22 protein-coding genes are annotated in these 22,588 nt (G+C 60.5%); 11 read left to right on the top strand and 11 right to left on the bottom strand.

Features of this window, described 5'->3' with window-relative positions:
* Nucleotides 1-31: 31 nt before the first annotated feature.
* Both fmdA and RAC97_RS04195 read left to right on the top strand, forming a co-directional pair.
* On the top strand, nucleotides 32-1,261 hold the full coding sequence (fmdA, locus tag RAC97_RS04200) for a formamidase (protein WP_375098022.1): 1,230 nt from the start codon (nucleotides 32-34) through the stop codon (nucleotides 1,259-1,261).
* A 94-nt stretch (nucleotides 1,262-1,355) separates the two neighbouring features.
* Nucleotides 1,356-1,703: a zinc ribbon domain-containing protein gene (locus RAC97_RS04195; RefSeq protein WP_375098021.1), complete on the top strand. Its 348-nt coding sequence runs from the start codon at nucleotides 1,356-1,358 to the stop codon at nucleotides 1,701-1,703.
* Between the two features lie 653 nt (nucleotides 1,704-2,356).
* Here RAC97_RS04195 and RAC97_RS04190 read toward each other — a convergent pair.
* The 3 genes from RAC97_RS04190 to RAC97_RS04180 all read right to left on the bottom strand — a co-directional run bounded on the left by RAC97_RS04190 (nucleotide 2,357) and on the right by RAC97_RS04180 (nucleotide 5,137).
* A complete protein-coding gene (locus RAC97_RS04190) occupies nucleotides 2,357-3,235 on the bottom strand; it encodes an SDR family NAD(P)-dependent oxidoreductase (RefSeq protein WP_375098020.1) in 879 nt (292 codons plus the stop codon).
* 796 nt (nucleotides 3,236-4,031) lie between these two features.
* Complete coding sequence (locus RAC97_RS04185) at nucleotides 4,032-4,322, bottom strand: hypothetical protein (RefSeq protein WP_375098019.1); 291 nt, start codon at nucleotides 4,320-4,322, stop codon at nucleotides 4,032-4,034.
* Nucleotides 4,319-5,137 (bottom strand): NAD(P)H-dependent oxidoreductase, encoded by an 819-nt coding sequence (locus RAC97_RS04180; RefSeq protein WP_375098018.1) that lies wholly within the window; start codon nucleotides 5,135-5,137, stop codon nucleotides 4,319-4,321. Before RAC97_RS04180 ends, RAC97_RS04185 begins: the two co-directional genes overlap by 4 nt.
* 89 nt (nucleotides 5,138-5,226) lie before the next feature.
* On the opposite strand from RAC97_RS04180, the gene RAC97_RS04175 reads away from it, so the two are divergent.
* Nucleotides 5,227-6,162 (top strand): LysR family transcriptional regulator, encoded by a 936-nt coding sequence (locus RAC97_RS04175; protein ID WP_375098017.1) that lies wholly within the window; start codon nucleotides 5,227-5,229, stop codon nucleotides 6,160-6,162.
* A gap of 451 nt (nucleotides 6,163-6,613) precedes the next feature.
* Entirely contained in the window at nucleotides 6,614-8,143 is a 1,530-nt protein-coding gene (locus RAC97_RS04170; RefSeq protein ID WP_375098016.1) for an FAD-dependent monooxygenase, read from the top strand.
* A gap of 78 nt (nucleotides 8,144-8,221) precedes the next feature.
* Here the strand turns inward: RAC97_RS04170 and arfB are convergent, their stop codons facing one another.
* From arfB to RAC97_RS04155, 3 genes are all read right to left on the bottom strand, one after another.
* Nucleotides 8,222-8,635, bottom strand: coding sequence for an alternative ribosome rescue aminoacyl-tRNA hydrolase ArfB (gene arfB / locus RAC97_RS04165; RefSeq protein WP_375098015.1), 414 nt, complete (start codon nucleotides 8,633-8,635; stop codon nucleotides 8,222-8,224).
* A gap of 62 nt (nucleotides 8,636-8,697) precedes the next feature.
* Nucleotides 8,698-10,764, bottom strand: a complete 2,067-nt coding sequence (locus tag RAC97_RS04160; RefSeq protein WP_375098014.1) for a PAS domain-containing protein — start codon at nucleotides 10,762-10,764, stop codon at nucleotides 8,698-8,700.
* 130 nt (nucleotides 10,765-10,894) lie between these two features.
* Nucleotides 10,895-11,431, bottom strand: coding sequence for a DUF3833 domain-containing protein (locus RAC97_RS04155; protein WP_375098013.1), 537 nt, complete (start codon nucleotides 11,429-11,431; stop codon nucleotides 10,895-10,897).
* A 127-nt stretch (nucleotides 11,432-11,558) separates the two neighbouring features.
* Between RAC97_RS04155 and RAC97_RS04150 the strand changes: the two genes are divergently transcribed.
* Together RAC97_RS04150 and RAC97_RS04145 are read left to right on the top strand one after the other, a co-directional pair.
* Nucleotides 11,559-12,050: a DUF1543 domain-containing protein gene (locus RAC97_RS04150; protein WP_375098012.1), complete on the top strand. Its 492-nt coding sequence runs from the start codon at nucleotides 11,559-11,561 to the stop codon at nucleotides 12,048-12,050.
* Between the two features lie 27 nt (nucleotides 12,051-12,077).
* Nucleotides 12,078-12,848, top strand: coding sequence for an SDR family NAD(P)-dependent oxidoreductase (locus RAC97_RS04145; protein WP_375098011.1), 771 nt, complete (start codon nucleotides 12,078-12,080; stop codon nucleotides 12,846-12,848).
* Between the two features lie 10 nt (nucleotides 12,849-12,858).
* Here the strand turns inward: RAC97_RS04145 and RAC97_RS04140 are convergent, their stop codons facing one another.
* Together RAC97_RS04140 and RAC97_RS04135 are read right to left on the bottom strand one after the other, a co-directional pair.
* The gene (locus RAC97_RS04140; RefSeq protein ID WP_375098010.1) at nucleotides 12,859-13,467 is read right to left on the bottom strand and encodes a dTMP kinase; all 609 of its coding nucleotides are present in this window, start codon (nucleotides 13,465-13,467) and stop codon (nucleotides 12,859-12,861) included.
* 49 nt (nucleotides 13,468-13,516) lie between these two features.
* Complete coding sequence (locus RAC97_RS04135) at nucleotides 13,517-13,936, bottom strand: hypothetical protein (protein WP_375098009.1); 420 nt, start codon at nucleotides 13,934-13,936, stop codon at nucleotides 13,517-13,519.
* 310 nt (nucleotides 13,937-14,246) lie between these two features.
* Between RAC97_RS04135 and RAC97_RS04130 the strand changes: the two genes are divergently transcribed.
* Complete coding sequence (locus RAC97_RS04130; protein ID WP_375098008.1) at nucleotides 14,247-15,155, top strand: LysR family transcriptional regulator; 909 nt, start codon at nucleotides 14,247-14,249, stop codon at nucleotides 15,153-15,155.
* Here the strand turns inward: RAC97_RS04130 and RAC97_RS04125 are convergent.
* Together RAC97_RS04125 and RAC97_RS04120 are read right to left on the bottom strand one after the other, a co-directional pair.
* Nucleotides 15,145-15,666 (bottom strand): DinB family protein, encoded by a 522-nt coding sequence (locus RAC97_RS04125; RefSeq protein WP_375098007.1) that lies wholly within the window; start codon nucleotides 15,664-15,666, stop codon nucleotides 15,145-15,147. The genes RAC97_RS04130 and RAC97_RS04125 overlap by 11 nt on opposite strands.
* Nucleotides 15,667-15,764: 98 nt before the next feature.
* Nucleotides 15,765-16,892, bottom strand: coding sequence for an alkene reductase (locus RAC97_RS04120; RefSeq protein WP_375098006.1), 1,128 nt, complete (start codon nucleotides 16,890-16,892; stop codon nucleotides 15,765-15,767).
* Between the two features lie 118 nt (nucleotides 16,893-17,010).
* Between RAC97_RS04120 and RAC97_RS04115 the strand changes: the two genes are divergently transcribed.
* Nucleotides 17,011-18,087 (top strand): LysR family transcriptional regulator, encoded by a 1,077-nt coding sequence (locus RAC97_RS04115; RefSeq protein WP_375098005.1) that lies wholly within the window; start codon nucleotides 17,011-17,013, stop codon nucleotides 18,085-18,087.
* Here RAC97_RS04115 and RAC97_RS04110 read toward each other — a convergent pair.
* Nucleotides 17,990-18,895 carry a LysR family transcriptional regulator gene (locus RAC97_RS04110; protein ID WP_375098004.1) on the bottom strand — a complete coding sequence of 302 codons (906 nt, stop codon included), beginning with the start codon at nucleotides 18,893-18,895 and terminating at the stop codon, nucleotides 17,990-17,992. The two genes, RAC97_RS04115 and RAC97_RS04110, sit on opposite strands and share 98 nt — an antisense overlap.
* Before the next feature lie 123 nt (nucleotides 18,896-19,018).
* Between RAC97_RS04110 and RAC97_RS04105 the strand changes: the two genes are divergently transcribed.
* The 3 genes from RAC97_RS04105 (at nucleotide 19,019) to RAC97_RS04095 (ending at nucleotide 22,547) form a co-directional block, all read left to right on the top strand.
* Nucleotides 19,019-19,762, top strand: a complete 744-nt coding sequence (locus RAC97_RS04105; RefSeq protein ID WP_375098003.1) for an SDR family oxidoreductase — start codon at nucleotides 19,019-19,021, stop codon at nucleotides 19,760-19,762.
* A gap of 89 nt (nucleotides 19,763-19,851) precedes the next feature.
* A complete protein-coding gene (locus tag RAC97_RS04100) occupies nucleotides 19,852-21,225 on the top strand; it encodes a sigma-54 interaction domain-containing protein (RefSeq protein WP_375098002.1) in 1,374 nt (457 codons plus the stop codon).
* A gap of 173 nt (nucleotides 21,226-21,398) precedes the next feature.
* Nucleotides 21,399-22,547 (top strand): iron-containing alcohol dehydrogenase, encoded by a 1,149-nt coding sequence (locus RAC97_RS04095; RefSeq protein WP_375098001.1) that lies wholly within the window; start codon nucleotides 21,399-21,401, stop codon nucleotides 22,545-22,547.
* Nucleotides 22,548-22,588: the final 41 nt, after the last annotated feature.

The raw sequence follows: 22,588 nt of genomic DNA, 5'->3' as shown, positions 1-22,588 counted from the left end.
AGACCGACCCAGCCAACCAAGGAGCACACCCATGACTGACGTCTTGATCAAAGTTGACCTGAACCAGCCCGCCACCGAAAACGAGCAGGTGCACAACCGCTGGCACCCGGACATTCCCATGGCCTGCTGGGTCAAGCCGGGCGATGACTTCATCCTGGAAACCTACGACTGGACCGCCGGCGCCATCAAGAACGACGACGATGCCAGCGATGTGCGCGATGTCGACCTGTCCACGGTGCACTACCTGTCCGGCCCGGTAGGCGTTCATGGCGCCGAGCCTGGCGACCTGCTGGTGGTCGACCTGCTCGACATCGGCGCTCGCGCCGACTCGCAGTGGGGCTTCAACGGGTTATTCTCGAGGCAGAACGGCGGCGGCTTCCTCACCGATCACTTCCCCTCGGCGCAAAAGGCCATCTGGGACTTCAAGGGCATGATGACCAGCTCCCGGCACATCCCTGGTGTGGAGTTCGCGGGCCTGATCCACCCCGGCCTGATCGGCTGCCTGCCCGACCACAAGATGCTCGCCGACTGGAACCGCCGCGAGCAGGAACTGATCGACACCGAGCCAGGCCGTGTACCGCCGCTGGCCAACCCGCCGTTCGCCAAGACCGCGCACATGGGCAAGCTCAAGGGGGCGCAGCGTGACATGGCCGCCGCCACTGGCGCCCGTACCGTGCCGCCGCGCGAGCATGGTGGCAACTGCGACATCAAGGACCTGTCCCGCGGTTCGAAGGTGTTCTTCCCGGTGTACGTCGATGGTGCGGGCCTGTCGGTAGGGGACCTGCACTTCAGCCAGGGCGATGGTGAAATCACCTTCTGCGGCGCCATCGAGATGGCCGGTTGGGTGCATATGCGCGTCGAACTGATCAAGGGCGGCATGGCCAAGTACGGCATCAAGAACCCGGTGTTCAAGCCCAGCCCCATCGTGCCCAACTACAACAACTACCTGATCTTCGAAGGTATCTCGGTGGACGAGGCCGGGCAGCAGCACTACCTGGACGTCAACGTGGCCTACCGCCAGGCGTGCCTGAACGCGATCAACTACATGACCAAGTTCGGCTACTCGCCAGCGCAGGGCTACGCCTTGCTTGGCTCGGCGCCGGTCCAGGGGCATATCAGCGGAGTGGTCGACATTCCAAACGCCTGCGCAACCTTGTGGTTGCCGACGGAGATCTTCCAGTTCGACATCAACCCGAGCGCCAGTGGCCCGACGAAGTTCATCGATGGCAGCGTCGACCTGCCGATCGCGCACGATAAGTAAACCGGCTTGGTTTTGAAGAGCAACGCAATCTGTGCAGGAGCGGGTAAACCCGCTCCTGCATATTTTGGAAGTCACGCTGTGTGAGGAAACGAGCATGCCTTTGTACGAATATGAATGTGCCTATTGTGGCGACTTCGAGGCGCTGCGCCCCATGGCCGAGAGCGCGTCCCCGTGCCCATGCCCTAGCTGTGGGGCTGGCAGCATGCGAGTCATCCTGTCCGCGCCGGGATTGGCAACGATGGCAAGCGACACGCGAAAATCCATCGCCATCAACGAGCGTAGCGCTCACGCGCCGCAGACGCTCGACCAATACAAGGAAAGCCGACGCCATCCCAGCGGCTGTGGTTGCTGCGGTCCGAGCCGCAAGGTCGAGCCGAGCAAGACCAATCCCCATGCATTGAAAGGGAAAGCGGCGGGGCGGCCGTGGATGATCAGCCATTGATCGTGGGTAAGGGGAGAGCTGAGCTGTTGGCTTATCGATAGACGTGATAGCTACCATCGATATTTGTCGGTTTTCTAGCGGCCAACGGGGTTGGACAATGCGCTATCTCTTTTCTCCACCTTGTTGGGTATCAGTCCGATGCGTATACCGACTCTTTCTTGCCTGGCCGTCGCTCTTGCCGTAGTGGCGGGCTGCACATCCACACCAAACCAGCCAACGCTGGAGCTCACGACGTCCAAGTCGCCCGAGGCCTATTCCACCTGTGTCGTGGAGAAGTTGCGGGAAGGCCACCAGCAGCCCGACCTGTCGCAATCCAACCGCGGCTACCGAGTGGTGTTGGCCAGCCCCGTGGCGGCGAGCAATGTCATCGAGGCCTACAAAGGCAATACCGGTGGGAGAGTGTACGTTTACCAACGTAGTCTTTTCGGTAATGACCTGACTCAGGTAGCCACTGCTTGTGCGTGAGTCGAGCGATTCAGCTCGCGCCAGGCTTGGCAACGCTTGGGGATCAACAAGCTAGTTGGCGTATGCGCCGATGCCGAATAATCGGAATTAATATAGCTCAACTAAATGAATATTTAGTGTAGTTATGCCTTGCATCTATATAAAGGCAGAGGAGACGGGCGGTCAGACGGTAACGATGCCTTCTACCGCTACAGGTCGAAAGGGTCGTTGAAGTCGAGGGGTTTCAGCCTCAGTGTCAAGGCATCGGTGAACTTGATCTCAGGCGCCTGTCGCAATAACAGCTCGAGGTCATCGTGCACACTGATATAGCGTCCATTAAGGGCGTCATAATCCCCAGTTGCCAGTCGAAGTACTCCATTGGCGCTGTCTGACGCGGTCACCGAATTTCCAGCGAGGCGTTGCTCTTCGACCCAGGCAAGCAAATGGGCGTGGGCGGATTCTGATGCGGCAGGCACCGCCCGCAAATTGCTGACCAATCCGGTGCCGATGACAATCCCAGGATGATAAGCGAACAGCTTGATTCGCGTTGATTTGGCTTCCACTGCAACGTTCTCGGTGAATTTGATCAGCGCTGCCTTGGCCACGGAATAGGCGCTGGCCGTGGGCCAACGATAGACGCCTGCATGACTGACGATGTTTATGATGCGGCCTGGCTTGTGTGGCGGCATCAGCGGCATGACGGCGTGCGTACAGAGAAAGCTGCCCAGCAGGTGGGTTTCAATGGTTTTCCACCATTGCATGACGTCGACGTCCCATGTATTGCCCAATGGACCCATGTTGCCAGCGTTATTCACCAGCAGGTCGATGGCGCCGTGTACGTCATTGATCTGGGCGAAACATTGCTGCACTGCAGTGACATCGGTGACATCCAAGGTCATTGCGTACGCCTTTGCGCCTTGGCAGCAGATCCGTTCAGCGGCAGCGCTCAAAAGGTGCCCAGATCGTCCCAGCATGACGACCGTCATTCCTGCCAGAGCTAGCGTGCCGGCGATGACCTCGCCAATGCCTCGACCTGCGCCAGTGATGACAGCGACTTGCCCGGCTAATGAATCATATGACTCGTACATGGCAGCGCAGTCCTTCAACGAGCGTTCTGATCTGTGGGGTCATGGTGCAGAGTATTCGGTGTGAGAGCTACTGGCAGAATTGACGGTTTTTACCCGGTGGGAAACGGCTGGAGCTTTCAGTGGAGAGCGACTGGTGCGCTGGGATCGGTTGGGCTGCAACGTGGGTAGGCTCTGGATGTGTGAAGGTGCGCATAATGTATATTATGTTAAATGAGATAACAGGCCAGATATGTTCAGTGCCTGCCTAAGCCACTGATTCGACGAACCCGCTTCTTGCGTCCACTCTCTCAACGGACCAGGTCACTGCGTGTTCATGGCGAGTCGCCGATCAGTGACAGATATCCACCTTCAGATCATCCGCGCACTGATTCACCCGGGTGCTGCGGAGAATCCGTTTCCGGAGCACTTGCAGTTGCGCAATTGGCTAATGATTGAATTGTTGCTGGGAATCGGTATCCGCGGTACGACCTAGACCGCGTTACGGACGAACTGCGACGAGTTTGGGGTTGGTCTGAGACTTCGGCGATGCCACGCCGTCATGCGAGTCGCTACCTCGCCGAATCGGCCAACCGACACACGGCAGCTGGGGCCGACTTGAGAGGCGCCTTGACTGAACCAGCCGATCAAGAACACGCTCCGCCCTACTCTTCTCCAGCCTAAGTAAGCCATCGCGGCTCAACTGAACATTCATGAGAATGTCATGGCCGCGCTAGCATTCCTCGATATCCACGCTCACGCGATCTCATCTGCAAGAGCACGCCTGAGCGCTTGAGCGATTAACACTGATCTTCTTTGATCAGGAGGTCACGAGCCTCTCGTAGTCCGAGAAGGGTTTGAGCGCGCAGTACTGCACGTGGAGTAGGTTCTCTTTAACGTAGGGCAGCGCCTCGATGTATTCACGCGCCTCATCAAAGGTGGCGGACTCTAGCTCGAATGCTGCGCCGGGACCATCAGCCAGTCCATGGACAGCGCGAACAATCCCGTCGGCGAAGCCTTGCCACACGTGCAGTACCTCCGGTTTCGCCAGTCGCTTGAAGTCCTCTGCCGCTCCATCAGCACGGCGAGTGAGAATCACGAGGGTTTTCATAACCTTCCCTCCGTTTCCAACTGCTGCCGCTGGACGGTTTCACCATCACGGACATGCGCCATTATGCCGGTCTGGCCGACGGCGACATGCGGTTTAAGCTCGTTGACGGAAGAGTACTCCCCTCCGTTCTGGGGCCGGAAAGGTATCGGCGCGTCTGTGAACAGATCCTCAAGACGTCTGCGCCAAGCCTCTCTGGCTGCGATAGCACCTGCGGCGGTCAAGTTGCCCGTGCCGTATACGGCGAACGTAGGCAACACATCGAACCCAGGGAAGTAGAGCGAGCCGTGCGTGATCGAAAACAGCAACTGCTCGAGTGGGCCGTTGATCCCGCGTGGCGAGTAGTCTTCTGCGGGGCCGCCGACGGCTACTGACAACATGGCCCGCTTACCCTTGAAGGCCCCATCCCCGTAGCGGTAGGCGTTGCCTGCATCCTTGTAGCCGTGAGCCAGTCCGGCTGCCCAAACGCGGTCTATCCATCCCTTCATGATGGCAGGCATGCCGTACCACCAGAGGGGAAATTGGAAAATGACAGCATCTGCTGCCAGAACCTTGTTTTGTTCTGCCGCGACGTCAGGGCTTTGGAGGCGATGACGATAGGCATGGGCCGATTCGGCGCCGAACGAGAGCCGCTCAAGATTTGCCCGCTGAGGAAAGTCATGTTCGTCGAACGTTGCTTTCCAGCCCATGGCGTATAGATCTGACTGCAGGACCTCGTGACCTTGCGCAGTAAGGCATTCAATGGATACATCCACCAGTTGCCGTGTCAGTGACGAGGGCTCGGGATGGGCATAGATAATAAGTACTTTTTTCGACATGAGTGACGGCTCCGCTGTGATGTCGATGAAGTGTCGCGGGGCCTGGGCGATCTGTGAAATCGCCAAATTTTTCTGCTAGCATCAGCCGGATGGATACCAAACGCCTTGATCTCAATCTGCTTGTGACATTGGAGACCCTGCTCATCGAGCAGAACGTGACTAGGGCGGCAGCGCGGTTGCATTTGAGCCAGCCAGCGGTGAGTGCGCAATTGAACCGCCTGCGCGATGTTTTCAACGACCCTCTTCTGATTCCCGCGCAGCGTGGAATGACGCCCACCGTCAAAGCGCTAGAGCTGCTTGTTCCGCTTCGCCAAGCGCTCGACCAGGTAAGGGCCACCGTCACTACTCACCTGAATTTCGAACCTGCGACGGCGAGCTTGACGGTATCGATCGCCTGCACGGACTACGTGCAGGCGGTATTGATCAAGCATGTCGTTGTCGCCATGCGGCGCGAAGCGCCGGGTGTTCGTATCGCATTGCGCATCCTGGACGTGCCACAGCTGGAGCTGCAAATGAGCCGCGGTGAGGTGGACCTGGCCGTGATCAACATGAACGGCGTTCCACCCGGGCTCCGCTCACATCACCTCTACGAGGAAAGTTACGTGCTAATCGGACGCCATGGGCATCCGAGCCTACGCAAAGGTCTGACCGTGGATGAGTTCGCGCAGCTGGAACATGTCGTGGTGTCGTTACGAGGCGGCGGCTTTTCTACCTCGGTTGACAACACCTTGGTAGCGCAAGGACTGCGGCGTAACGTAGTTCTGTCAGCGTCGTCATTTCTTCCAGTGCCCGAATTGGTAGCGCAGTCGGATTGCGTGGCGCTGGTTCCACGTCGACTCGTAGAAGGTCGCGGCGAGCAGTTGCTATGTGTAGACCCTCCTTTGCCGGTAGAAGGTTTTCCGATTGGCATGTTCTGGCATGAGCGCTCGGATGGGCACGCCGGATTTAAATGGGTGCGGGAGTTCATCGCGCTCATGGCAGATTCCCGGACTTCAGTCCTAACGCGGGATAACGGGTTCAACTGATCGAACACACTACCGAGTAGTCTTAGCGTTTCTGATCGCTGCTGTGTTATGCGCAGATCCTGCGTTCTCTCTGCAATTTGCAGCCTTATACCAATGGCCCAAATAGCCTCCAGTCGCAGCGGAGGTTATCTGTCCTTTGTTGCAGAGCTGACGGCAGCAGGAAATGTTTATGCGGAGCCCTGTGCATTAGAAAAAACAAGCGTGACCCGTCAGCGAAGCGGTTGCTAACCGGCCCGTAGCGAATACCCTCGTACTCATTTATATTGCTGACGTCGGAAAAGGCAGACTTGGTTTGGTAAGCCCAAGTCCTTCTTGTAACGGAAGCTCTGTCCTTGCCTCGTGCATGCGTCCCCTCGACGAATAACAAACGCTATCAATGCGTTCAAGTGTTCGTCCGCGTGGGTACCTTGATGGCATTCCGCTCCGGTCGAACGGCCATATGGAGCACTTCATGCAAAATTCTTCCCTGTATGACGTTGTGATCGCCGGCGCCGGCCCGGTTGGTCTGTTCCTGGCGTGCGAATTGCGCCTCGCCAATGTCTCCGTGTTGGTGTTGGAGCAGTCTCCTGCCTCGCGCTCACCGTTGAAGGTTCCTCCCTTCGGAGTTCGCAGCCTCACCATTCCCTCCGTCGAAGCATTCGCTCGTCGCGGATTGCTGCATGAAATCGCTAAATCGCAACAGGATAACGGGGCAAAGAATCAAACAATGTCCCCGGCACCTTGGATGCAACAAAAACACCGCCAAGGTGGACACTTTGCCGGGATCCAATTCAGCAACGATGCCATCGACGAATCAAAATGGCCCTATCAGCTACCCGAGTCGGCCTGCACGCAAGTGACCACGATGGCGCATATCGAGTCCGTACTCAGCGCTAGAGCGCTTGCGATGGGGAGCGACATCCGGTACGGCTGTGGAGTCGACGGTTTCAGTCAATCCACCGAGGAAGTGACGGTTTACGCAGGTAGCAAAGTGTTTCGTGGTCGCTGGCTGATTGGCTGCGATGGCGGACGCAGTACAGTGCGTAAAACGGGCAACTTCGAGTTTGCGGGCACCGAACCCGAGTTTACCGGCTACTCGGTGGTTATTGAGCTGGCAGATCCTTGTAAGCTCGTCGCCGGCCGACAATACACGCCAACGGGTATATACAATTTCCAACCGCCCGGGACCCTTGCAATGGTCGATTTTGATGGAGGCGCTTTCCATCGGAGTTCGCCCATTACGCGGGCGCAGGTTCAAGCGATACTCAGGCATATTTCTGGAGTGGATGTCACGGTCACTGCACTGCACCTAGCTACTACATGGACGGACCGAGCATACCAAGCAACGACTTATCGTAGCGGGCGGGTGCTCCTTGCTGGTGACGCGGCACACATTCATTCTCCACTCGGAGGTCAGGGCCTTAACCTTGGGCTGGGTGATGCCATGAACCTGGGCTGGAAACTCGCGGCTACCGTTCGCGGCAACGCTCCAGAAGATCTGCTGAACAGCTACTTTGCCGAGCGACATCCACAGGGCGCTCAGGTGCTTGATTGGTCACGCGCTCAAGTGACACTTATGCGACCGAGCCCAAGCTCGCGCGCGCTTGCGTCGATTATTCGTGACTTGATGGAGACCCCTGAGGCAGCAACGTACTTTGCAAAACGCACCTGGGGCGCCTCGGTTCGTTACGAACTTGGGGGCGACCACGACCTGGTTGGTCGTAGTACGCCAAACTTTCAGTTCGCAGACGGTACGAAGGTGAATGATCTGTTCCGAACTGGGAAAGGTCTTTTTCTGGATTTTGACCCGCGTGCACCTTTTCAAGCCATTGCAAGTGGGTGGCGTGATCAGTTGGACTACGTAGCGAGAGGCGTTCAAAACACGCTTGGCTTAACGGCATTGATGATCCGACCGGATGGCATTGTCGCCTGGGCTTGCGACGGAGCAGCTGTACCGGACGAAGTGACTCCGGCTGCTGAACGCTGGTTCGGCCGAAACTAGGGAGATGCCTGAATGCTCGCTTCGCGTACTTGAAAGTCACCAACCGCCCAACGCTCCACTCACGCCGGCTACCAACCCCTAGAAATCCACCCTGCCCCGTCCCGCCTTGACAGTACTGCGCCTTGCTTTTCCTTCGAGGCGGCGGGTCTTGGAGCCGAGGGTCGGCTTGGTGGGCCGGCGTTTCTTCTCGGTCTTGCCGGCAGTGATGATCAGCTCGGCAAGGCGCGTCAGTGCGTCAGCGCGGTTCTGCTCCTGGGTTCGGTACTGTTGGGCCTTGATGATCAGCACGCCGTCGCCGGTGATGCGGCTGTCACGCAGCGCCAGGAGCCGCTCCTTGTAGAACTCGGGCAGCGAAGAGGCACGAATGTCGAAGCGCAGGTGTACAGCGCTGGACACCTTGTTGACATTCTGCCCACCGGCGCCTTGCGCGCGGATGTAGGTCAGTTCGATGTCGGCATCTGGCAGGTGCACGTTATTGGAAATGATCAGCATGGCAAAGGTGGCATCGGGGAAGCCCTCGGCGTGGTCGGTTCAGGAGCCATCTTATCTGCAATCTATGCCTCATTCTTCCTCAGCAACCCTTTCACGCTCAGCGTCAACGCTTCAAGCGCGAAGGGTTTGGTCAGCACCGCTGAAAACGGCTCCAGCTGGGCATTGTCCAACACATTAGGTTGCGCATACCCGGTCATGAATAAGACCGGCAGCCCTGGCCTGTTGCTGCGTCCAGTGTCGGCCATCTGCTTGCCGTCGATTCCACCTGGCAGGCCGATGTCCGTCACAAGCAGGTCGATACGGGTATCGGATCGAAGCAGTTGGAGGCCCGCCTGACTGTCTGCCGCCTCGATGACAACGTACCCGCAGCTTCCCAGTATCTCGCTGACGAACATACGCACTGACGGTTCATCATCGACGACGAGCACGGTCTCGCCTGAGGCTATCAAGGGGGACTCAGGCAGCGGTGCTGGGCTGACCGCCTCTGCGATTTGCGCGGCGTGGCAAGGCAGTTGCAGATAGACCCGGGTTCCGCACCCCTCCTCCGACTCGATCCTGGCCTGGCCCCCCGATTGCTTGGCAAACCCGTAGATCATGGACAGGCCAAGGCCGGTACCCGCCCCCACGGGCTTGGTGGTAAAGAACGGCTCGAAAGCCTTGCTCAGCACCTCGGCACTCATGCCGACACCATCATCGGCAACACAAATCGTGAAGTACCTGCCTGGCGCCAGCTCGGGATCCAGCGCAGCCCCTTTGCCCAGTTCCTGGTTGTACGTCCTGATGGAAATAGTGCCGCCACGTGCCAAGGCGTCGCGCGCGTTGATACACAAGTTGAGCAAGGCGTTTTCCACCTGGGCGGGGTCGACCAGGCAGATGCAAAAGCTGGCATCGAGTTCGACCCTGAGCCCTATCAACGGGCCCACGGTCCGGCGAATAAGCTCTTCCATGTCGCTGATCAGGGTGTTCAGGTTGGTAGGTACAGGCATCAATGTCTGACGACGGGAGAACGCCAGTAATCGATGGGTCAACGACGCCGCTCGTTGAGCCGCGCCGTGTGCCACCGAAAGGTAGCGCTCGATGTCCGCGACTCGCCCCTGCTTCAAGCGAAGCTTGATCAGGTCCAGACTTCCCGTGATGCCTGCCAGCAGGTTATTGAAGTCGTGGGCGATCCCACCTGTCAGTTGCCCAACCGCCTCCATTTTCTGCGATTGACGCAGCGCAGCCTGCGCCGCTTCGCGTTCAGCCACGGCTTCGTGGATGCGCGCTTCCAGTGTCCGGTTGAGCTCGAGGAGTTCTGATTCAGCCTTTTTCCTCGCGGTAACATCGATGGAGGAACCGATCAGACCGATGACCTCACCTGCATCGTTGAGCAATGGTGCTTTCATCGACAGCCAGTAGGTCGCCGAGCCGTCCGGCATATCGACCCGCTCCTCGATCTGCTCGGGCTTTGCAGCGCGCATGATGCGTTGATCCGTTTCCATTACCTGGCGTGCCTGGTCTTTGTCCTCGAGAAACTCCAGATCGGTCCTGCCCAGGTAGGCCTCCGGCGGCTTACCGATTAACTCAGTGGCGCCGTGGTTGGCGACCAGCAGTCGGCCCTCGCGGTCCTTGGCATAGACGACCCCAGGCACCGCAGCGGTAAACGTACGAAGCAGGGCCGAAACCCTGTCGCGCTCCACCTCCGCCGAGCGGCGCGATTCAATGTCCATGAGCACGCCAGGGAAACGTACCGCCAGCCCTGCCCCGTCAAGTTCGGCACGGCCATTGGCCTCGACCCATCGGTAGCTGCCATCGTCCTGTCGCACCCGATACTCGCAGCGGTAGGCACCCCCGCGACCCATGGCCTCCTGGATGTCAGCCGAGACTCGCTCACGGTCCTCAGGGTGAATGGAAGAAAACGCTTCCTCGATCGGGATGCCGGCCATGCACCTGTCCGCCGGCAGCCCGAAGGAACGTGAGAATCGCTCATCGGCGGTGACACGGTTTTCTCGAATGTCCCATACCCAGGTACCGATGATGGCGCCCGCATCGAGTGCCAGTTCCAGGCGCTCGGCGGCAGTCGTGGGAAACGAATGTTCACGGTTGGGATTGTCAGCCCTGTTTGGAACACCAGGTACTTCGTGATTCATTGATTCCCTCTCTCTGACAGCTACAGCCGAATTCCAGTTTTGAATTCACACGCTATCGTCATCCATTGCTTCTTTATCCTCCAGATAATTCTGTGGTCGCACGCAAACACACCGCTGCCCTACCCCAGGTTCACGGCGCCTGCTTCGGCTCGCGGCGGAAGAAAACGGTCACCTGGCCGATATCCACCCCCAGCTTGCTCATCTGCGTGCGGCTTATCAGGGTGTCGGCATCCATCAGGTACATCCAGTCGTCCATCTCGACCTGCCAGTTTCGCCCCTCTACCGGCAGGTCCAGTGTGTATCGCCAGCGCAGCGTGTTTCCCGCTTGTTCACCCTGAGCCTCACCGATCACATCGCCCGCAGTACCGCGCCAACGGCCCTGGCCGTCGGGCACCAGGGTCCAGGTGCGGCGCTGTCGGGTGCCGTCGCTGTAGAGAAAATGCTCGTCAAGAACAAGCCGCTCCCCTTCCCGGTGGCTGTCAATGCGCACATGGAAGCGCTTGACCACCTCTCCGGAGCGCTTCTGGAAGATCCCCCATGCCTGCACCGGCCCGGAGAAGAACGCGGCCAGGTCCAGGCGTGGCTGTTCGCCAGCGTAGCGCTCGACCTTGACATTCCCGCAGCTGGCCAGCACCACGCAGGCGGCCAGCAATAGTGCTTTATACATGCTCTGTCTTCCTACGCAGCGGGTAAAAGTTATACAAGGCTAGATTGGTGTATAAGTAAAATCAAAGAATGAGGGTGTTCATGACCCAAAAGCCCGGCGCCTCGCGCCCCTGTGAAGGAAGGTTTCGATGTTGTACGTAGTCATGCTCGGGGGTCGTCATCCACGCGCCAGTATCGAAGTGCACGATGTGCTGTTCGCCCAGGCGGACTCACTGGAGCAGACGTACCCGCAGCTGCGCGAGGCCTGGTTCGGTAGCCGCAAAGGCCTGCATATCGATTCGTGGCTGGAGGTCGATGGCATAGAAGGCTACCGCGTCGAGTTCAGCGACCTGGCACCTGGGCCAGGGGACCCCAGGCTGTTTTTCATCAATCTTGGCGGTTACGAGCGTGGGATGTTCGGTGAGGCGCACCACTACATGATGGTGGTGGCCCAGGACCCGCCCCACGCCAAGCGACTAGCCCGGCAACGCATGCCGAGCCGCTGGCTCAAGCCTCACACCGACGCGGTGCTTGACGTGGACGATTGTCTACCGGTCGACTGGGTGAACGGCCGTTACGTACGCCTGATCGAAGGTAGCCATCGGGATATCCTTCCGCTTAGCGACTACATCCTGCTCTGAAGCAGCCGGTGCCAGGGAGAACACGCAATGAGCCTGATCGCCAACCTGCAGACGCCCGCCAACGTGTTGATCTGCGGCGCAAGCCAGGGAATCGGCCTGGCGCTGTGTTCGCAATTGCTGGGGCGCAATGACGTCGCGCAATTGCTCGCGGTTTCGCGGCAGGCAAGCAATAGCCCCGGCCTGGAGGCCCTGGCCCAGAGGCATGGCCGCAGGCTGGTTCGCATCGACTGCGACGCCCGGGACGAGCAGGCCCTGGGCGAGCTGGCAACCCAGGCCCAAGCCTGCTGCGAGCAGTTGAACCTGATCATCAGTACCCTCGGGGTACTGCAAGAGGCGCCGGCGCGGGCCGAGAAGTCATTGGGGCAACTGGATCTGGCGGGGTTACAGGCCAGTTTTGCCAGCAACTGCTTCGCCCCCATCCTGCTGCTCAAGCACCTGTTGCCGATGCTGCGCCAGCAGCCGGTGACTTACGCTGCCTTGTCGGCTCGGGTCGGGTCGATTGGCGACAACCGGCTGGGCGGCTGGTACAGCTATCGTGCCAGCAAGGCTGCGCTCAACCAGCTGCTGCGCACGGCGAGTATCGAGCTCAAGCGGCTCAACCCCGCCTCGACAATACTGGCCCTGCACCCCGGCACCACCGATACCCAGCTCTCGCGCCCGTTCCAGGGCAACGTGCCCGCCGAAAAGCTGTTCACGCCAGACTATGCAGCCAGCCGCATCCTCGATCTGCTCAGCCAGCATGGCCCGTCACAGACCGGTACGTTCTGGGCCTGGGATGGCAGCTCCATCGCCTGGTGACGCAGCGGCATCAATGTACATGCTGGATGCTCGACACCACCTGCAGGGTTGCCTGCTCCAGCGTGCCTTCATTGCGGCACACCACCCACCCTTGCTCCTCGACCGTCCGTTCGAACGCCTCGGTACACGCCACATGCTCGTCCAGCCCCTGCATCACTGTGCTGTTCAAGCCGCGCGAGCGCGCCGCTGCCCTGCCCCAGGAAATTTCCGGCGCGGTCAGCACGGCGACATGCAGGTCGGGCACGCGCACGTCACGCTCCAGGTTCAAGCGCAAGATCTGCGCAAATGGCACCAGCCGGCGAAACGCGGCATCGGAGGGGTACCAGCGATCGATGAGGATGATGCTGCCCGCTGGCTGTCGGGGCAGCACATGCCGGGAAATCCAGGCGCGGCTGTCTGCGAAGCGTTCGCAAATCGTCACCTCCAATTCCGCGCAGGGGTGCCGGGCGAACTGATTCACCAGCGCCATGGTTTCGGCTCGGTAGGGGTCGCTCTTTTTTTCACAGATGCGGATCACTTTCCTGTTCTGTGCCCTGAGCGCCTTGGTGACGGACTCCAGCAGCGTGGTCTTGCCGGTGCCCTTGGGGCCGTCCAGGGAAATGAACAAGGAACGGTTCATGCTTCACACAACGGTTGAATTCCTTCATCGACAGACATGGCAGGCAGCGTCACATCAGGCAGTAGAAATCACTGAGCGCTGCGACGACCTGCCGCTCGGCATTGTACAGCCTCGCCTCCGGTGACAGCGCCATCGAACGGGCCTCGAGCATATAGCGCTGGCCTGCCTGGAAATGGGCGTAGTCCAGGGTCAGGTAGCATTGGCGTACGGTGGTGCCCATCATGCCCAGCCCTGCGCCTGCATTAACTTCATAATCGAACCGCACGACCAGCTCATGCCTGCCGGGCGCGACCTGGAAGAAGCGGCCTTCGTCCAGGCGCTTCTTGTCCAGGCGTTCGGCCAGCAGGACCCGGTCGTTGGGGAAAGGCAGCGAGAGGTCGACCCAGGCCATCTGGGGATCGGCAGCAGGCATTGGGGCTTGGCAGCCCGGGAGGACGATCACCAGAATAAGCGGTATCAGCCGGCGCATGGACAGTGTTCCTTGTAGGGCCTGGATCAAGGATAGCGCGACAGCCTCGGCTCAGCGATTACGTCTGAAGCGGGCATGCACCCACACCACAGGCTACGCTTGAGTTCCGAGCCGCGGCAGATCGGGCGAAGAAGCCCGTGAGGCGTCCGTCCGTTGCCAGCGGATGGCGGACTTCGAATAGTGATTTTCATGCTCTCGGGATAATGTGGGTTGCAATGGCCTGCTGGATTCTTGCCGCTCTTGCGTACCCGATACTTCAGCGGCTATCTGCCCCATACTTCTCGCTACCCAACGCCTCGAAGGACCCCGCATGAACCGCAACGAACTGCGCCGTATCGACCTGAACCTGCTGGTGATCTTCGAAACCTTAATGTTCGAGCGCAACCTCACCCGCGCCGCGGAAAAGCTGTTTCTCGGCCAGCCTGCCGTCAGCTCTGCCCTGGGCCGCTTGCGCGACCTGTTCGACGACCCGCTGCTGGTGCGCAACGGCCGGGGCTTCGAGCCGACCTTGCGGGCCATGGCGATCCTGCGCGAGCTGCAACCGGCGATGGACACCATTTCCAGCGCCGTCAGCCGCGCCCGGGACTTCGACCCGGCAACGAACCGCGACACCTTTCGCATCGGCCTGTCGGACGACGCCGAGTTCGGTCTGTTCCCCGCGCTGCTCAAGCACATCCGCGAAGAAGCGCCAGAGGTGATCATCGTGGTACGGCGGGTGAACTTCCTGCTGCTGCCGGGGATGCTGGCCTCTGGGGAAATTTCCGTAGGCGTCAGCTATACCACCGACCTTCCCGCCAATGCCAAGCGCCGCAAGCTGCGGGACATGACCGTCAAGGTGTTGCGTGGCGACAAACGCCCCGACCCCTTGACCCTGGATGATTTCAGTGAGCGTCCCCATGCGCTGGTGTCGTTCTCGGGCGACCTGTGCGGCAACATCGACAATGACCTGGCCCGCGTGGGCCGCAGCCGGCGGGTGAAGTTGGCGGTGCCACAGTTCAGTGGCTTGCGCTCGATTCTGCCGGGCAGCGAACTGCTCGCCTGCGTCCCGGACTACGCCGCCGCCGCGCTGATCGACGGCAGCCCGCTACGCGCTGAAGATGCGCCCTTCCCTATTGCCACCTCGGAGCTGTCGATGGTCTGGGGTGAAGTGACCGACAACGACCCTGCCGAGCGCTGGTTGCGCAGCAAGATCGTCGAACACATGGCCGCTAGCAGTTGACGTCGGACGCCGTATCGGCGTCGGTGAGGTAGACCGACAGGTCGGTCATCGGCGGTACGGCGGGGATTTCGAAATACATCTGTACCAGCCAGCCACGGTGATAGGTGCCGTGGTTGACCACGTGCAGCAGCATCGCGCCAGCGTTCATGCTGGCGCGTTTGCCGCAGACGTAGGTGAAATCGATCGAGCGCGCCAGTGAAGCCTCTGTCTGCGCAGCGCTCCACTGCACGAACCACTCGCTCACCGTTTGCTGGGCCGCCCGCAAGGCGTCGAGCTGCGGGTAAGGCATGGCCTGGCGCGACGCAAAACCGTGCTCGCGGCCCTCCAGGTGAGCCTGCCAGATGCGGTCCACCACATACATGTGGTTGAGCGTGGCAAGCAGGGTTTTCATCGGCCCTGGACGTTGTCGCTCCAGTTCCTCGGGCGCCAGGGTGGCCAGGCTGTCAAAAAACAACTGTTCGGCCCAGCGCTTGTAGCGGGTCAGTAGCTGAGCGGTTGCCAGGTTGATCACGGAGCACCTCGGGCGAGCACAGATGTCGTTCTGGGAACGTTTTTATAGCAGATCGCTGCGTCTCCAGTAGACACCTGCAAAGGCTCGCCGGGAAGGCTTTACGCCGCAGAGTATGGTGGGTAGTCGATGTAACCGGCAGCACCGCCGCCATAGTAGGTGTCGCGATCCGGGACCGTCAGCGGCCAGCCGTTCTTCAAGCGGGCGACCAGGTCTGGGTTGCCAATGAACGGCTGGCCGAATGCGGCCAGATCGATGAGGCCGGCATCAACCAACGCTTGGGCGCGCTCCAGGGTCAGGTCGCCCGCCAGGATCAGCGCGGTGGCCCCCAGGTTGGCCTTGCACCGTTGTAGCAAGGCGCGCAGCGCCTCTTCTTGCTTGGACGCGCTTTCGCTGGCCATGAAGAAGTGGGTTTGGTCCATCACGTGGACATAGGCGATACCCCGCTCCCCAAGGCCCTGGCACAACGCGGCATAGGTCTCGTCGATCTGCGGGTACAGCGGCATGTCGAACAGCTGGCCGTAAGGCGAGATGCGGATGCCGACACGTTGCCTGCCAATGCGGGCAACCACCGCATCGACCACTTCGAAGACGAAGCGCAGGCGATTTTCCAGGCTGTCGGCCGCGTACAGGTCGCTGCGATCGTTGACCAGCGGGTTGAGAAACTGCTCCAGCAGATACCCATTGGCACCGTGGATCTCGACGCCGTCGAAACCTGCTTCTATGGCATTGCTTGCGGCTTGGGCGAAGTCCTGCACCACCCGCCCGACTTCGTCGGTACTCAATTGGCGCGGGGCGCTGGCTTGCACGAACCCTGGCTCGCCAGTCTCGGTGTAGCCGAAGGCGTTGGCATTGTGCGCGGTCTTGCTGGTGGCACTGACAGGCGCCTTGCCGTCGATCTGAATGGACGTGTGGGACACGCGGCCCACGTGCCAGAGCTGGGCGAACATACGCCCGCCCACGCTGCGCACCGAATCGGTCACCCGCTTCCAGCCTGCGATCTGCTCGGGCGTGAATATGCCCGGGTTGAAGAGATAGCCCTGCCCTTCGCGGGAAATCGGCGTGCCCTCGGAAACGATGAGCCCGGCAGTAGCGCGCTGGGTGTAGTGCAGCGCGATTTGCTCTGTCGCGATGTCTTGGGGCGCGCGCGAGCGGGTCATCGGCGCCATCACGATGCGGTTGGCGAGGGACAAACCGCTCAGGTCGTATGGGGCAAAAAGATCGGCCATCAGGAACTCCAGGTTCGGTTTCAAAGAATGGCGCCCAGCTTATTGGAGAATAAAGCGTTGATAGGTGGCACTTTCTACGAAATGATGTGACTGAAATTCATCAATGAGACCCGGCACCATGCACGCCTCCGATCGACTGAAGGGCATCGATGTCTTCGTCAGTGTCGCCAACGTCGGCAGTTTCTCTGGCGCCGCCGAGCGGCTGAACCTGACCAATTCGGCGGTCAGTAAAAGCATTGCGCGTCTGGAAGCCCGCTTGCAGGTTCGCTTGTTCAACCGAACCACACGCAGGCTTTCATTGACCGACGCAGGGGCCGAGTACTACCGCACCTGCGCCGAGGTGCTGAGCAGCCTGGAGGAGGCGGAGCAGTCGCTGCACGCGCAGGACACCGAGCCTCGCGGCCGGGTGCGGGTGGAGCTCCCCGCCGCCTTCGGCCAGGCCCACGTGCTGCCACTGATGCTCGAGTTCCTCCAGCGCCACCCCTTGCTGATGCCGCATGTGTCTTTTTCGGACCACTTCATCGACCCGGTCGAGCAAGGCGTGGATATCATCGTGCGCATAGGCGGCCCCGATGCCTGGTCGGGGCTGTTGGGGCATAGGTTCGTCGGGCACCAACAGCTGGTGTTCTGCGCCTCGCCTCGTTACCTGGAGCAACAGGGCACGCCCCAGTGCGAATTAGATCTGGAGCGTCATCGGTGCATCCTCTACGGCTACAGCGACGGCAGCGTTTCGCCGTGGTTCTTCACCGGCGACCAGCCGGGAAACATGGAACGCAGGGTCATGCGCGGCAGGATCGCGGTGGGCGACGGTCACGGCATGTTGCTTTCGGCCCTGGCGGGCATCGGTATCGCCCAGTTGCCCACCTGGTTGGCGAACGAGCACCTGGAAAGCGGGGCATTGGTGCAGGTGCTGCCGGAGCGGGTGCTGGATGGGCTGCCGATCAACATCGTCTGGCTCAAGAGTCGGCAGAACCTGCCTCGGGTCAGGGCACTGCTGGACCTCCTGGTTGCTGGCCTGACACCGCTTGGCTGGGACAGGAAACGCCCCCCTGTAACCGTATCGCCAGGGTTGGGGCCGCCAAGCCGCCCCGGCGATCTCAGGGGTTGCCCAAGCCTTCGGCCAGGTGCTGAACCAACAGGTCGTAAACTCTGCGCACCCGCGCAGGTACCGGCCCACGCTGCGGGCGATAGATAAACAACTCCACCGGTGGCGGCGCGTGCTCGGGCAGCAGCGCTACCAGTCGGCCGCAGGCCACATGCGCCGCCACAAGATGGTCGGGCAACTGGGAAATACACAGGCCAGCCAGCGCCGCCTCGCATTCCACTTCCTGGTCGTCGCTGGTGAAAGCAGGCTGGCTGGGAACGAATTGCAGCCCATCGGCGAAATACCAAGGCCATATACGGCCGTTATTACGATCGACCATCGCTGAAATCGGCATGCTCTGGAGTGCCAGCGGGCTATCGGGCAGCCCGCAACGCGCCAGCAACTCGGGCGTGGCCACTACCTGTAGGCCGATTGGCGCGATCACCCGGGCAATGTAGCTGCGATCACGTACCAGGCCGATACGAATACCGATGTCGATGCCCTCGTCCACCGCATCCACCCGCAGATCGCTCAGGCGCAGGTCCAGCTCGATTTCAGGGTGTTCGCGCACCAGCGGGGCCAGCAAGGGCACCAGGAAGCGATGGCCGATCGACTGGGTCACGGTGATGCGCACCCTCCCCCGCAAGGCTTGGTCGCGCGCTTGTGTACGCAGGTCGAACAGTTGGTCGATACCACTGAGTGCGGGGCGCGCCTGCTCCGCCAGGCGTTGCCCGTACACGCTGATCTGCACCTGGCGTGTGTTGCGGTGGAATAGCGGTTCGCCGAACACGCCTTCCAGCTCCTTGATCGCCCGGGTAACCGCCTGCGGCGAAATGCCCAGGCAACGGGCCGCCTCGCGAAAGCTCTCGGATTCGGCGGCGCAACAAAAGATACGCAGCAGCTCGGTGCGGTTGGACATCTGATTGTTCCTTTTTTTGGAATTCCTAAATCCTAACTATTCCATTTTTTCCGAGGAAGCTTTTTCCCATACTCACCTCAACGCAGAGCGCTTCTGCCCCACCCCGACAGTATGGAGATCGACATGAGCAACAACATCCGCGACAAAGTTGTGGTTATCACCGGCGCCAGCAGCGGCCTGGGCGAAAGTACCGCGCGTTACCTCGCCGCCCGTGGCGCCAAGGTCGTGGTGGCCGCGCGCCGCGAAGAGCGCCTGCAACAGCTGGCCGAAGAAATCCACGCCAGTGGTGGCGAGGCGCTGCCGGTGGTTACCGATGTCACCGTCAAGGAACAAGTGCAAGCGCTGATCGCCGCAACCATCAGCCGTTTCGGCCGCGTCGATGTGATGATCAACAACTCCGGCCTGATGGCCATCGCGCCCATGGCCCAGGGCCGCACCGATGAATGGGATCGGATGATCGATATCAATATCAAGGGTGTGCTCTACGGCATCGCCGCTGCACTGCCGGCCATGCAGCAGCAGAACAGCGGACACATCATCAACGTGGCCTCGGTTGCCGGGGTCAAGGTATTCGCCCCTGGCGGCACGGTGTACAGCGGCACCAAGTACGCCGTCCGCGCGATTACCGAAGGCTTGCGCATGGAGGTTGGCGGCAACATTCGCGCCACCTTGATCTCGCCGGGCGCGGTGGACTCCGAGCTCAAGTTCGGCAGCAACGACGAGGCTTCGTCGAACAACGTCCAGGAGTTCTACAAGCAGGCGATTCCTGCCGAATCGGTAGCCCGCGCCATCGCCTATGCAATCGAGCAGCCTGCTCAGGTGGATATAAACGAGGTGGTGCTGCGTCCGACCGTCCAGGAATTCTGAGCTCACCAGCAGTATCACTGGGGCTGCCTTGCAGCCCCATTTTGGTTTAAATGGCGGGCAGCACCTTTCGAGTCTTCCTGGGACAGTTCATGAACATCGACGACATAGGTTTCGAAGCGCTGTTGAACGCCCTGCACGATGGCATCTACATCACCGATGGCCACGGCACGACGCTGCGTGTCAACCAAGCCTATGAACGCTTGACCGGCTTGAACAGCGCCGACCTGATCGGCCGTTCCATGCAGGCCCTGGTTCAGCAGGGCGTGATCTCCCGGTCGGCGACGCTGCGCGTGTTGCAAGAGGGCTTGCCGGTTTCGGTGATGCAGAGCCTGAGCCATGGCAAGCAACTGCTGGTCAGCGCCACGCCGATCTTCGATGGCGACAAGGCGATTCGCTACGTCGTCAGCACAGTGCGCGACATGACTGAACTGCTGCGCATCAAGCACGAACGCGATGAGCTTCACCAGCTCAAGCTGCTTCGCCACAGCACCGCCCGGCTGCATGCCGGCGTGCGTGACGACCTGCTCAGTGCGTTGGCCGACGCTGACGAGGAACTTGCAGGGCAGGTCTTCGCACAAGCCCGGCAAGTGGCGCGCAGTGACGTAAAGGTGCTGCTGCAGGGCGAAACCGGGGTCGGCAAGACATTGGTCGCCAAGTACATCCACAATGCGAGCGAGCGCAGCAAGGAACCCTTCCTGGCACTGAACTGTGGTGCCTTGCCGGAAAACCTGATCGAGGCCGAGCTTTTCGGCTATGCGCCGGGCGCCTTCACCGGTGCCGGTCCAAAGGGCAAGCGCGGCCTCTTGGAACTGGCGCACAAAGGCACGCTGTTCCTTGATGAAATTGGCGACCTGCCGCTGTCCGTGCAGGTCAAGCTGCTGAAGGTGATCGAGGAGAACCAGTTCATCCCGGTAGGTGGCCTCGACTTGAAGGTGGTGGACGTAAGGATCATCAGCGCCACCCACCACGACCTCAAGCGCCGGGTTGCCGAAGGCCTGTTCCGCGAAGACCTTTACTACCGCCTCAATACCGTGCCGATCAAGATTCCCGCCTTGCGCGCCCGGCGTAACGAAATCCCGGGCCTCCTGCATTTCTACCTGGGCTCATTCAACCGCCGCTACCAGCGCGAGGTGCAGTGGAGCCTGGATGCGTTGGACCTGCTGTGCGACTACCCATGGCCGGGCAACATTCGGGAGCTGATCAATGTGGTGGAGCGCATGGTGGTGACCTGCCAGGGCGATGTCATCAACGCGTTGGACCTGCCCGAGGAAATCTTCAGCCTCGACCAACAACCTGCAGGCCTTCACCCACAGCCCCTGCGCAAAATCGTCGAGCAGGCCGAACGCTCAGCCATCCGCGCCGCCTTGCGCCAGCACAAGACCACCCGCCTGGCAGCAAAAGCCCTGGGGGTCAGCCAGGCGACCATCGTGCAGAAAATGAAAAGGTGGGAACGCTCCGATTGAAATCTTGATCGCGCAAGGCTGAGCGATCAGAAAACTAATCAAGAACCGATGCGCGCTGAACCTGCCATTCGTTCTCGCCCGCTTTAGTGCAGGTGTTTGCCGGAGATGGCACACCCTTCGCTATGTCCTGTTGCGTCGCTCTAGCGCAAACAACAACTACACAGGACTAGCCGATGACCCTTCATGCTTTCAAGATCGCCAACAAACTGATCACCGGAGAAGCTGCCATCGAGCAGCTGTCCGCTGAACTGACGCGTCTGAACATCGACCACCCACTCATCGTCACCGACGCCATGCTGGTCAAGTCCGGCACGCTGGACAAAGCGCTGGCGCACCTGGGCCAGCGCAAATACGGCGTGTTCGATCAAGTCCAACCCGAGCCGGAAATAGCCATTGTCGCATCGTGCACCCAGGTGTTTCGAGCAGGCCAGCATGATGGGCTTATCGGGCTGGGTGGCGGTAGCGCCATCGATATCGCCAAGGGCGTGGCCGCATTCGCCGGGCACGACGGGTCGCTTGGCGAATTGTTCGGTGTCGACCAGGTCAAGAAAAAGGGCCCGGCGCTCATCGCCATTCCCAGTACGGCCGGCACTGGCTCGGAAGTGACCAATGTCGCCATTTTTTCAGACAAGCAAGCACAGGTTAAAAAGGGCATCGTCAGCGACTTCCTGTTGCCCGACGTAGCCCTGGTAAGCCCGTCGATGACCCTGACCTGCCCTCGCTCGGTCACCGCGGCCAGTGGTATCGATGCATTGGTACATGCCATCGAGGCGTACTTGTCGGTCAACCGCTCGGCCATTACCGACGCCATTGCCCTGGGTGCGATCAAACTCATCAGCCGCGCGTTGCCCAAGGCGTTCGCCAACCCTGACGACCTGCAAGCCCGAGAACAAATGGCCACCGGCAGCCTGATGGGTGGCATGGCCTTTGGCAATGCCGGAGTGGGCGCGGTCCATGCCCTGGCTTACCCGCTGGGTGGGCGCTTCAATATTGCCCACGGCGTCAGCAATGCGTTGCTGCTGCCGCATGTCATGCACTGGAACAAGATCGCCTGTGCCGAGCGCATGCGCGATATCGGCGAAGCGATGGGCTTGCGGCTGTCCCACCTGAGCGACGCTCAGTCTGCCGATGCCACGGTCCAGGCCATGGCCGACCTGTGCCGTGCCGTGGATATTCCCCAGGGGCTGCACGCCTTCGATATTGCGCAAGACGCCATCCCGGCAATGGCCGAAGAGGCCAGCAAGATCGAGCGACTGATGCGCAACAACCCACGCCCGCTGAGCGTCGCGGATATCGAGCAGATCTACCGCCGCGCCTATTGAGCCCCTGGCTCTTCCCTACATGCCCTTCCAAGAACAAAACC

This window comes from Pseudomonas sp. LS_2 (genome assembly GCF_042709235.1).
Taxonomy (GTDB): Bacteria; Pseudomonadota; Gammaproteobacteria; order Pseudomonadales; family Pseudomonadaceae; genus Aquipseudomonas.
The sequence above is the reverse complement of the archived record's forward strand: the minus strand, read 5'-3'. Positions and strand labels throughout refer to the sequence as shown.